At 36.5% G+C, this 11,615-nt stretch carries 11 protein-coding genes and 4 pseudogenes; 10 read left to right on the top strand and 5 right to left on the bottom strand.

Annotated elements, in window-relative coordinates:
- Both Wcon_RS06375 and Wcon_RS06380 read left to right on the top strand, forming a co-directional pair.
- The coding region (locus tag Wcon_RS06375; protein ID WP_275936935.1) for a group II intron maturase-specific domain-containing protein at positions 1–409 on the top strand (409 nt) is incomplete at its 5' end.
- Positions 410–488: 79 nt separating this feature from the next.
- Positions 489–1,686: pseudogene (locus Wcon_RS06380) on the top strand (IS256 family transposase).
- Between the two features lie 35 nt (positions 1,687–1,721).
- On the opposite strand, the pseudogene Wcon_RS06385 reads toward Wcon_RS06380, so the two are convergent.
- Together Wcon_RS06385 and Wcon_RS06390 are read right to left on the bottom strand one after the other, a co-directional pair.
- Positions 1,722–1,968 (bottom strand): annotated as a pseudogene (locus Wcon_RS06385) (helix-turn-helix domain-containing protein); the annotation flags it as partial.
- A 249-nt stretch (positions 1,969–2,217) separates the two neighbouring features.
- On the bottom strand, positions 2,218–3,072 hold the full coding sequence (locus Wcon_RS06390; RefSeq protein WP_114517620.1) for a hypothetical protein: 855 nt from the start codon (positions 3,070–3,072) through the stop codon (positions 2,218–2,220).
- 151 nt (positions 3,073–3,223) lie between these two features.
- Between Wcon_RS06390 and Wcon_RS06395 the strand changes: the two genes are divergently transcribed.
- From Wcon_RS06395 to cgtA, 8 genes and pseudogenes are all read left to right on the top strand, one after another.
- Positions 3,224–3,862 (top strand): HAD family hydrolase, encoded by a 639-nt coding sequence (locus Wcon_RS06395; RefSeq protein WP_114517621.1) that lies wholly within the window; start codon positions 3,224–3,226, stop codon positions 3,860–3,862.
- Entirely contained in the window at positions 3,862–4,335 is a 474-nt protein-coding gene (locus Wcon_RS06400) for an RDD family protein (protein ID WP_114517622.1), read from the top strand. The genes Wcon_RS06395 and Wcon_RS06400 overlap by 1 nt, the downstream gene beginning before the upstream one ends.
- A gap of 53 nt (positions 4,336–4,388) precedes the next feature.
- Positions 4,389–4,865, top strand: coding sequence for a bacterioferritin (gene bfr, locus Wcon_RS06405; RefSeq protein WP_114517623.1), 477 nt, complete (start codon positions 4,389–4,391; stop codon positions 4,863–4,865).
- A gap of 1 nt (position 4,866) precedes the next feature.
- Positions 4,867–5,478 (top strand): SURF1 family protein, encoded by a 612-nt coding sequence (locus tag Wcon_RS06410; protein ID WP_114517624.1) that lies wholly within the window; start codon positions 4,867–4,869, stop codon positions 5,476–5,478.
- A gap of 39 nt (positions 5,479–5,517) precedes the next feature.
- Positions 5,518–5,700: pseudogene (locus Wcon_RS12820) on the top strand (recombinase zinc ribbon domain-containing protein); the annotation flags it as partial.
- 192 nt (positions 5,701–5,892) lie between these two features.
- Positions 5,893–6,492 (top strand): annotated as a pseudogene (locus Wcon_RS12825) (glutamate ligase domain-containing protein); the annotation flags it as partial.
- A 411-nt stretch (positions 6,493–6,903) separates the two neighbouring features.
- Positions 6,904–8,178, top strand: a complete 1,275-nt coding sequence (gene eno / locus Wcon_RS06425; protein ID WP_114517625.1) for a phosphopyruvate hydratase — start codon at positions 6,904–6,906, stop codon at positions 8,176–8,178.
- The gene (gene cgtA, locus Wcon_RS06430) at positions 8,166–9,179 is read left to right on the top strand and encodes an Obg family GTPase CgtA (protein WP_114517626.1); all 1,014 of its coding nucleotides are present in this window, start codon (positions 8,166–8,168) and stop codon (positions 9,177–9,179) included. Before eno ends, cgtA begins: the two co-directional genes overlap by 13 nt.
- Positions 9,180–9,239: 60 nt before the next feature.
- Here cgtA and Wcon_RS06435 read toward each other — a convergent pair whose 3' ends face one another.
- Genes Wcon_RS06435 through Wcon_RS06445 form a run of 3 tightly spaced genes read right to left on the bottom strand, consistent with a single transcriptional unit; the run spans position 9,240 to position 11,010 of the window.
- The gene (locus Wcon_RS06435) at positions 9,240–9,530 is read right to left on the bottom strand and encodes a hypothetical protein (protein WP_114517627.1); all 291 of its coding nucleotides are present in this window, start codon (positions 9,528–9,530) and stop codon (positions 9,240–9,242) included.
- A complete protein-coding gene (locus Wcon_RS06440) occupies positions 9,527–10,147 on the bottom strand; it encodes a group II intron maturase-specific domain-containing protein (RefSeq protein ID WP_114517628.1) in 621 nt (206 codons plus the stop codon). Before Wcon_RS06440 ends, Wcon_RS06435 begins: the two co-directional genes overlap by 4 nt.
- Entirely contained in the window at positions 10,120–11,010 is an 891-nt protein-coding gene (locus Wcon_RS06445) for a reverse transcriptase domain-containing protein (RefSeq protein ID WP_114517629.1), read from the bottom strand. The genes Wcon_RS06440 and Wcon_RS06445 overlap by 28 nt, the downstream gene beginning before the upstream one ends.
- Positions 11,011–11,615 lie beyond the last annotated feature (605 nt).

Consider the following 11,615-nt stretch of genomic DNA (forward strand, 5'->3'; position numbering starts at 1 on the left):
TTTTGATTTTCTGGGTTACACATTCAGACCCAGGTTAGCAAGAAATAAAATAGGGAAGCATTTTGTTTCATTTCTCCCAGCAATTAGCAACAAGGCCAAGAAAAAGATTACTACAACCATAAGATCATGGAAAATGCTAAGAAATACGCATATAACATTAGAGGGGATGTCAGAGAAAGTAAATCCAATAGTCAGAGGCTGGTATCAGTACTATGGCAAATTTTACAGAACTGAGGTCTACAAATCTCTAAAGAATGTAGAGCGGCATCTAGAAAAGTGGGTCAAAAGGAAATATAAGAGACTCAGGGGTCACGGAAGACTAGCAAGACAATTTCTAGGAAAGGTGAGAAAGAGGTCTCCGGATATTTTCTATCACTGGACACTAGGGTTAGATCAAAAGGCTGAATAATGGAAGCTGTATAAGCTGAGAGGTTTACGTACAGTTTTGCGAGAGACTGGTGGGGAAGTTCCACTGGTCTACTCTCCATATGAATCAAAAAACAGCGAACAAATACGTTGGATTAGTGGATTATAAAGAATTAGAGTCAAATATTTTATCATCAATAAGAGAAGGTAGAGCTCTAACTGGCAAAAATGGAGCACTGATGCCTTTGATAAAAAAGCTACTAGAAGCAAGTCTAGAAGGTGAAATAGAAAATCACTTATCAAATGAAGATGAAGAAAATAATCGAAGAAATGGGAGGAATGCAAAAACTCTACGTACAACTCATTTGAGCTGTTAACACCAAGAGATAGAGAGGGAAGTTTTGAGCCACAAATAGTCAAAAAAAGACAAACAACTGAACTTGAAGCAAAGGTTTTAAGCACATACGCTAGTGGCATGGGGTATAGCATCGCATGTAGAGGAGATGTATGACCACAAAATATCTGCAGCAGAAATATCAAGTATTACTGACAAACTGCTACCGATAATCAACGAATGGCGTAGTCGTCCGCTGCAATCTGTATATCCAATAGTGTTCATGGATGGCATGTTTTTTAAAGTCAAAGAGAACGGGCATTGTGTAAGTAAATGTATGTACAATATATTGGGTATAGACCAAAATGGCAAAAAAGAAGTACTGGGTTTTACTTAGCAGAAAGTGAGGGTGCTAACTTTTGGTTAGGAGTGCTAAATGATCTTAAAGAGAGAGGAGTAGAGGACATTCTGATAGCTTGCGTAGATGGACTAAAAAGCTTTCCTACAGCTATAAATAGTGTGTTTCCTAATGCGGAAATGTATAGTGCATCAAATAAGGAATTCATTGAAATATGTATCGAGCAAAGATGTGAAAGTTTTTATGAATGATTTAAAAAAAATATATCGTACTTCAAGCAAAGAAATTGCTGAGAATTATTTGCTTGAGCTAGAGGAAAGATGGGGAGAAAAGTATCCGTTGGTCGTGAAATCTTGGCAGAACAATTGGGAAAATTTGTCGGGTTATTTCAAGTATTCTGGTCCTGTTAGAAAGCTAATTTATACTACAAATCCTATTGAAGGACTGCACAGACAGATCAGAAAATTCACTAAAACCAAGGGTTCATTTACCAGTACAAATGCCTTGTACAAGTTGGTATATTGTGCTATAAAAAAAGTGGAGCAAAAATGGATTATGGCTTTGCCTTTTAACTATGTCTCAACTTGACATTTTCTTTCCTGGTAGATTGAAAATTGAGTTGAATTAAAAATGCGGTTTGACACACTTTTTTGAACATTCCCCTTTTCTAAGCTCATTTGCAGCTCTTTCTTGTCCATATGCTGGAAATTCTGTAGCTATGCCAATTATTGTTCTTTCTATATCTTCGGAAACTCTGTTTGCTAATAGCGGTTTTTTCTTACTTATTTCATGTTTCTCCCCCATTTTCATATAACTCCTTGAACCTATAAAATGTATCACGTCATCACTTTACATGCTTGTGATACGTTACCTAATTGCTTTGCTAGTTCTCTAGCTTTGGTTTTAATATTTTTGTTTCTCATTTCTAACACTCCTTTCTTTTATTATTTTATAACTTACTTTTTTAAAGTAAGTCTTGTTTAATACAACTTATTCCTGTTTAGTTATTTGCTTCCTATCTGTTATACCTAATTTAGGTAACCAAAAACTAATTGTAACTTTATTCCAGATTGAGATTTTATCTTCTTTTTCTTTCCAACTTTCTTCTCAACTTGGCTTCTATGCTTTGTTTCACATTCTCCTTTTATTTTAAGGTGAATTATCTCTCACGTCCTGTTTGCACCTCATTCACTTCAGGAGTATTAACAGGTGTTATCGTTGGGTTTTCAAGTTGTGTTGCTTGCTCTAAGCCCTTGCTTATACTTTGGTCCTGATTTAAAATTTTATCAAAGTGCTTACTCTTTTGTTGCTCTTCGTTATTTGACGTATCTCTTTGAGCATTTTCCACACTCTTTTTATCCTCACCTAAAAGTTTTTCTAATATTTTCTTAACAAAGCGCTTCAGAAGACTCAAAAACCCTTCTTCTTTTTGATTTTCTTGTAGTTGAGGTGTGTTATCTTTTTTGTCCGGCTCAGTGTTGAGCTTCTCTTTTACAGAACTCTTGCTCACTGAGGGACTAACGATGTGCTTTGATGGCTGTGTATCTGTTTGCGCAGAAGCTTCAGAAGTCTTTTTTTGTCCACTCTGTTCAACGCTTTTACCTTCTGCTATAATTTCTCTAAGAGTGTTAGTCACTTCTTGAAATTCTTTACTATCACGCAACCCTTCAATCCTTGATAGTTGCGTATCTTGCCTAGCTTCTTGCAGTATTGCACCTGATCTACTTCTTTTACTTGTACCAAACTCTTTCCTTAACTCTTGTGTTGATCGTCTAAGTTTATCTATTTCCTCATTTTCTTGCCTTTGTCGTCTTTGAAGCTCTTTGTTTAATTCAGCGACATTCTTCATCTTGCCTTCGAGTTCTTGACTTCTTGCAGCCTTCAGAGCCTTTGTTCCTTTTGCTATACGATCAACCTTCTCTTCCAGCGACGTACCCTCTGGAAAAGCACCCGGAGAACGTTCAAAAACATCTTTAAACTTTTTTTCAACACTTTCTTTAGATGTCTGCGCCATACCTGTTACCTATTAAAACATATCATATAACCAGTGTATTAGGCTATTATGTAAAAATGGTTAACATAACTTGCAATAAAGACCAACTCTTTATGCTTTTTTCATCAAAATATCATTTACTTATTAACTTAAAATACGTAACAATATAAAAATGAAAAATAGCCCATTAGCAGTAGTATTCGATTGGGATAATACCTTAGTTGACACTCAAGATAATATTTCTAATGCTATTCAGCACACCTTGAATTCAATGGGGTGCAGCAACAAAGTTGCTGATAGAAACTCTCATGAATCAAGAAAGAGCTACATGGTCAATTTGTTTGGTGATCAGTGGAAAAAAGCAAATCAGATATATCAAAAATACTTAGATAATGCACTACTGCAAAACATTACTCTAAACCAAGGAGTAAAGAGAATGCTGCAGACACTGAAAAATCACAATATCTATCTAGCGATAGTTAGCAATAAGAAAAATACTAATTTACGTCAAGAAGTTGCCTATTTTAAACTAGATTCTTACTTTGAAAGAATAGTTGGTTCATGTGATACTGCAGAAGATAAGCCATCTGCAACTCCACTGCTATTTGCACTGGAGGAAAGTACGTTACTTGTAAATAGAGAAAATGTGTTTTTTGTTGGTGACAGCATCACAGATATTCTATGTGCACAAAATGCCAATTGCTTACCTATTATATACGGTCAATCGATAAGCGGTTATGAAGATTTGTTATGTTTTCAACATTTTGATAGACTTACAGAATTCATAATAAAATATTTGAAAGACAGATAATGACAGAAATTGCTAGTATACAAAGACGCTTCTGCGCATATTTAATAGATGTAGCAATTTTATTAATTCCAAGCTTACTAATTGTATTGTTACTAGGGGATTTTCCATTAATTTTACACGTGTCATACATGTGTAAAAATTGTAGTTACTTTACATACTTCATATCTTCAACAGCCCAAGCAACTCCAGGTCAACAGTTACTAAATATATATACCAAAAATTTAGATAATTCTAAAATAGGTTTGAGCTTAGCATTTGATCGCAGTATCTCTCAGTTTTTTCTTCCCCTGCTACATAATTTTATTATCACCCTTATCAAACTTTTTCATACGTTAGTAAATGTTTTAAGTACACTAGAAGCAATTATAGTTATACTTACCCTCTGTTGGTATTTAGTTGCTTGCTTCTCTCAGAAGAAACAGACATATCATGATGTGCTATTTGGTACGGTTGTTGTGAGAAAAATGAATTGATGTAGCCTTGATTGTTATGTAGATTACATTGGTATATTAGCTAAAGAAAGATTATGAATAAAGAAATAGTAGAACATTTGAATAAATTACTGACTCATGAATTAACTTCCGTGCGTCAGTACCTTTTGCATTCTGCAATTCTCAAAGATAGAAAGATCAATAGATTTGCAGAAAAGATGAAAAACGAGCTTAATGAAGAGCTTGAACATGCAAATAGGCTAGCAGAAAGAATTTTACTGCTTAAGGGCATGCCAAATTTTCAAGATACAAATAAAATCTCAAAGTATGAAGGAAAGTTCACAAAAGGTACAATACAGAAAATCTTAGAAGATAATTTAAAATTAGAAGAAGAAGGTATCAAGGGTATCAAAGAGGCAATTTCCGTTGCTGAAAAAGAAAAGGATTGCGTTAGTGTAATGTTATTAGAAGAGCTACTGAAAAATGAGGAAGAGCATTTACATTGGATCGAAGGACAAATTGACCTCATTGAGCTTATGGGTGTTGAAAATTACTTAAGAACACAAATATAGAGTGTTAAGAAAAACAGTATTTGTTTTCATTATACCTTTTCTACTTTTTTTTTCACTAGGGTTATGGCAATTATTTAGATTGAGCTGGAAGAATAATATTATCAAAAATATGGATCTTCCAGTTATTCATCTATTACCTAGTGATGATCTTGCACAATTTAATTACAGACACGTCAAAATCGACGGAATTTTAAGTGACATAGAACTATATGTTTTTGCGGGGCAACGTGGCTATCACGTGCTGTCTCCTATGTTGCTTACCACTGGACATTACATGTTAATAAATAAAGGAATAGTCAGAGAAAAAAAAGCAGAAAAAGCAAAAATTGAAAAAGTAGCTTTGAGTGGAGTTTTGTATTGTGATGGTAGCAAAAATTGGTTTATCAAAAATGATATTGCTTCAAATACATGGTTTACCCTAAGTACAGAAGAAATTTCCAATGAGCTAGGTATTAAGCTAGAGAAATGTATATTGTGGCAGCAAGGTTTCAGTGGTAAATTCACCGTACAGCCAATAAAGCACCTTGAATACGCAATTACTTGGTTTGCACTTTCCTTGATTTGGCTCGTTATGTGCGTATTTTACTATAGGCAAAATAGATATAAGTCGTAGAGATGCAGTGTGGAAAAAGAAAAGCTACAAATAGAAAAAATGCAACAAAGTGGAAGAAAATACTTATTACAAGAATTAATTGTATGTCAGTATTGTAAATCCATTTATTATGGAATTAGTAATGCTAAGGGAGGAAAAAGTTACTATCGTTGTTCTGGAAATCGTTTTGGTGAATGTAATAGCAAATCAATACGCGCGGATATACTAGAAAAGGTGGTATGGAAAGAAGTTAAGATGGTAAGAGGGCACATAGCGAAGGAGAAGTATGATTTATCAGAGGCAGATTGGGGTGATATAATTAGAAAATTAGTTCAACGCATTGAAGTTGATGATGATAATGTACATATAGTGTTTCAATTAAAAGAACTCGCTTTTGAAAGACAAAAAGAAAATGTTCAACCTTGTACCAGAATTATAGAAAACATAGTGCTATCAAATGCAATAGGAATGCATAAAGTCAGCAACGCCCTAGCTGCAATATCGGTTGCAGTAAAACTCAGAATTAGCGATGAGGACATTAAAAAAGGTCTTTTGGAATTTAAAGGAGTAGCAAGGAGATTTGCTTTAATTGCCGATATTAAAGGTGTTAAGTTAATTGAGGATTATGCTCATCATCCAAACGAAATACAGGCAACCCTGGCAGCAGCACGTTCGATTGCTAAAAAAAAGGTAATAGGAATTATCGAGCCGCTTCGTTTTGCTCGTATTCGTAATTTTTTTGATGAGTTCGTACGAATTTTCATGATGTTTGATTATGTAATTCTCACTCCTGTCCATCCTCCAGAAGATAAGCCTATTCCTGGTTGTAGAATTGATGATATACAAAAAGCTTTAATTAGTAATGGGTTTAATAATGTAAAGATTATGAATGATGCTCTGCTCATTTCACATTTTATTAGTGATTCGACAAATTTCGGTGATGTAGTATTATTTATTGGTGCTGGTAGTAATATAGCTAAACTAGCAAGAGAAACTGCAAAGCTCATAACAGAAACTATACAAATGTTTAGTTAAGCTATAGAATAAACGCAAGCACCGGTGTCATGCAAGTAGCTGATACTGGAAAATTATATATATGGAAAATAAATTTAATCGAAAAAGATAATCCGGACTGGGAGAATTTATATGGTAAAATTGTGTAGTAAACCAGTACCTAGGCAAACAACTGTACGGGTATTGCAATTTGCAGGTGGTCAGTGCTTGACACTGGAATCCAGCTTTCTAGTAATTTCATTGAAAATATTACATAGTGCGCTTGTTTACAATCAATTTTCCTGGATCCCAGTGTCGGAGCACTGGGATGACACCATCTGCTACTCAAATTATCTGTTTATCTGTAGGTTGCAATGTTTGTACACTGAAATGTTACAGCGCTGGGGTATTTCCCGAACGTGCACACAATTGTGAATCTAGTAGAGGTTTAGCATGATGAAAAAGACAATCAGCAGCGTATTTGCAAGAGAAATTTTAGATAGCAGGGGTTACCCAACTGTTGAGGTAGAAATTGAGCTCTGTGATGGAGCAATAGGTAGAGCAGCTGTGCCTTCTGGGGCTTCAACCGGTAAACTAGAAGCATTGGAGCTGAGAGATCAAGATGAAAAAAGGTATTGTGGTAAGGGAGTGCTGAAAGCTGTTCAATCTGTGAGTGGAGTGATAGCAAATGAAATCATTGGCATGGATGCAGCAAACCAAGGTGCAATTGATAAAGCGTTAATTGAGCTAGATGGAACAAAAAATAAATCTAAACTTGGAGCAAATGCAACTTTGGGTGTGTCTCTTGCAGTTGCAAAAGCAGCGGCAAACAGCTTTAAAATGCTGCTATATAGATATTTGAGAGTAGGGGAAGAGCAGATGCCAGTTCCACTCATTAATGTAATTAATGGTGGAGTACATGCGGACAATAAACTTGACTTTCAAGAGTTCATGATTCTTCCGGTTGGTGCTGAAACTTTCAGTGAAGCAATCAGAATGTCTGCAGAAGTATTTCATAACTTGCGCAGCATTCTTAAGAAAAAAGGTTATAGTACAAATGTAGGGGATGAAGGTGGTTTTGCACCAAACATTGAGAGCACTGAAGAAACTCTTAATTTGATAATTCAGGCTGTGGAATCTGCCGGTTATTCGATGAAAAATCATTTTGCACTGGGTCTTGATGTTGCTTCATCTACTTTTTATGAAGATGGAATTTACAAATTTGAAAACAGAGAGCTCACTTCAGAGGAATTGGCTCAGTACTATTGTGACCTTGTGGGAAAATATCCAATAATTTCTATAGAAGATGCAATGAGTGAAGACGATTATGAAGGTTGGAAATTACTTACTGCAAGACTAGGAAATAAAGTTCAATTAGTTGGAGATGATTTATTTGTTACAAATTGTGACCTAATACATAAAGGAGTAGAGGAAAAAATGGCAAATGCTGTACTAATCAAGCCAAATCAGATAGGAACACTTACGGAAACTTTTGCTGCTATTGAAATGGCAAAATCAAATGGCTATAAAGCTATTATTTCGCACCGCTCAGGTGAAACAGAAGACACAACGATATCCCACATAGCAGTTGCATCAAATTGTGGACAAATAAAGACTGGCTCCCTGTCGCGCTCTGATAGGCTTGCAAAGTATAATGAATTAATCAGAATAGAAAGTTCATTAGGAGGAAATGCTAAATATTATCGTGGGTTGGCATGGACTTCATAGATGAAGTAAAATTATATTTAAAAGCAGGTGATGGTGGCGATGGCTGCGCGAGTTTTCGTCGAGAAAAATTCGTTGAGTTTGGTGGTCCAAATGGTGGTAATGGGGGCAGGGGAGGAGACATAATTTTCATCAGTGATGCAAATCTCAACACTTTGCTTAACTTTTGTTGCATGAGGCACATTAAAGCCGGTAGTGGAAAAAGTGGTGCAAGCAGAGATAGATCTGGCACAGCAGGAAAAGATGTTATACTTAAAGTTCCAGTTGGTACACAAATAATCGATGAAGCAAGTGAGGAAGTGATAGTAGATCTTGATAAACCCGACATGGAATCTCAAGTAGTGCAAGGTGGAAAAGGTGGGCTTGGAAATACTAACTTTAAATCTTCTACTAATAGGGCGCCAAGATATTTTACTCATGGTCAGCCTGGCGAAGAGAGAGATGTAATATTAAAGCTAAAAGTTTTATCTGATGTTGGCATTATTGGTATGCCGAATGCAGGTAAATCGAAATTTTTAACCCGCTGCTCAAATTCTGATACGAAAGTAGGCGATTATGCATTTACTACTATAAGACCACATTTAGGTGTAGCAAAAGTGGATTATAGTGAAATTGTCATAGCAGATATTCCTGGGATAATCGCTGATGCTCATCTTGGAGTTGGGCTCGGGCACAAGTTTTTAAAGCACATAGAAAGATGTAGAATTTTGCTACATTTAATCGATGTAACTCACGATGACATTATCTCAGCTTATAATTGTACACATAATGAGCTGAAGCTTTACAATAGCGACCTTATTAAGAAGGAAGAAATTGTAGTATTAAACAAATGCGACTTATTGGAAGAAGCAGAAATTCTTGAGAAGAAGAATCATTTAGCCAATTATCTTGATAGAGAAGTACTGTGCTTATCAATCGACGATGATTTACAGCCCATCTTAAGGTTATTAAATGAGAAAGTGAAAATTAAGGAAATTAATATGTATGATCCTTTTAAGATATGAATTTTTTATTTGACAGTTGGTGAATAGCTTACTTAAGGTAAATCCGATTCTCTTAGTATATTAACCACTGCAAACGACCTTTATACCAGCCTTAGCTATATTCACATTTGTAGATGTAAATTCTTGACTTGGGTAACCTTGAATTTTCTTTAAGAACTTCGTATTGTCAATGAACGAGTAAGAGTTTAGTGGACTGAGATATTTTCCACTAAACTCTCCTCTAGGAACCGTACTTGAAAGTTTCCCTTCATACGGCTCGAGCCATCTTAAGTCCTTTTCTCGAGAACCGGCAACAGCTTCCTTCAAATATTCTGGCATTTCAAATTCCTTACTAGGATTAACATTAATCATATCTTATCATCCTCATAAAGAGAAGGATTATTTGATCTACGTTTTTCAAAGTAGGCATACCATTCTTTATCGTAGGGATTTGCCTCAGCTTGAATTTTCTTGTGGCGACGAATTGGTACGCTTGTTGCTTGAAAGAGTTCCTTCCACTCAACTGTACCTTTATTCTTAGTCAGCGCTGCAAAGCACCATCTTCTGGCTTCTTTTGTTTTAAAGTATTTCTCCTTAATCCAGCGTAAGCCTTTATTAGGGTGTCTGCGTTTTGACCATTGCCATAAGGCTTTAAAAATCTCAGAATCCACTTTCTCATAAGCTTTTCTTGCGCATATTCCCCTGTGGTAATAGACCCACCCTCGAATTTGAGGTGTGAGCAGTTCTATTACTTTTTCTTGGGTTGCTGCGCAGTTCTTACGAATCAAGCACCGGATGCGCTTCAGAAGTCGGTTTGTACTTTCTGCTGAAGGTTTGATGATTATCTTCCTTTCGTACTTACGTACTGTCTGACCTAGAAAATCAAATCCCTGTTCTACGTGTGTGATCTTGGTTTTTCCTGTGGATAGAGTTAACCCTCTGTCGCTGAGGAAATCCTCTACTAGCCTTTTAACTTTAGTCTCAAGAATTTCTTTTGATTTTCCAGTGTTACTATGAAGTCATCCGCGTAGCGAATCACGTGCACACCATATTTCTTGCGTTTTCTTGTTCCCTTCTTCCCGAAATGTTTACTGATAACATTTTCGAAACCATCAAGGGTCAAGTTAGCAAGTACAGGGGAGATAATTCCTCCTTGTGGAGTCCCTGCTATTGTGAAGCGGAACATTTGTTTTTCTATGAACCCAGATTTTAACCATTTGCTGAGAATATTCTTTTCTATTGGAATTGAGCTTTCTAACCAGCAATGGTCTATTTCATCAAAACACTTCTTAATATCCGCCTCTAGGATCCATTGCGATCTGTCGCGTCCCGCCAAAGTTTTGTGGATCTGGCTTATCGCATCAGCAGCTGAGCGATGTTTCCTAAATCCGTATGAGTGTCTATCTCCTATTGTTTCTGCAACAGGATCAAGTCCCATAAGATATAAGGCCTGCATCGCTCGATCTTTCATAGTGGGAATACTAAGAGGTCGCTTGCTGCCTGTAGGTTTGGGGATATAGACTCGTCTCAAAGGTTGAGAGCGATATCCTCGTTGCCTCAGGTTTGCAATTCCTTGAGATTTTGCTGAAGGGCTCTGCCACAACTGGTTGTCAACACCAGCTGTACATTTTCCTTTATTTGAAGTTACGCGTTTTACTGCCAACGCTTTAGCACTAAAACTACGTGTGAGGAGGCGTTGTAAAGTTTTCACTTTATTCCATCTCCTAGCTTTTGTTGCCTGAACAATACGAGCTTGTAGCCTTCTGGTATTTTTTTTACACTGAAACCAGTTAATTTGATTCCAGTGTTCTGCTGTACCGAAAGGTGCACTTACAATTTTACCTGTAACCATCTGCTTTCCTCACTTAAAAGGTTTTACAAACAATCTTGTTCAAGATGACCGTAGTGGACGTCAGTTCTCTTTCGAGCCAGATAACGTTTAAACCTGTATCTCATCCATTACAGATGAGCATTCACTTTTTCCACACTCCCAATCCCACATATCCATCAGTCTTTCTCATGATCAACCTTACTGAGTAAAGAAATTACCCAGAGATATATGGGGTTTCCGTGTTCCACCTATCAAACAACGAGCGGGTTAGGATTGATCTATACACCGGTGGTGTTTATGTTTGCGTATCAGATGCGTTCACGCTGATAACCTACCACATACCTTTTGGTCCAAGCCTGTCAGTGTCTTTGGCTTGTTCGATTTAACGATGCTTACGATCATTCACTTCTGTTATCCATACCGTTCACCCTAGCCCCCGTGCCAACTTGACACTTATAGCATCGTTCCTTCTTCACAGACCGAACTTCTCCTTTTCGGGCGGGTTCATTGTCCTAAACGCTTTGCATAAGACATTACTGTACTTATACAGTTTAGTAGGGTACGAGTGGCAAAACACTCGGTTTAGTCAGTGCTAAACAGTTTAATAGACGACTTTCACGTCACAC

The sequence above is a fragment of the Wolbachia endosymbiont of Cylisticus convexus genome, assembly GCF_003344345.1.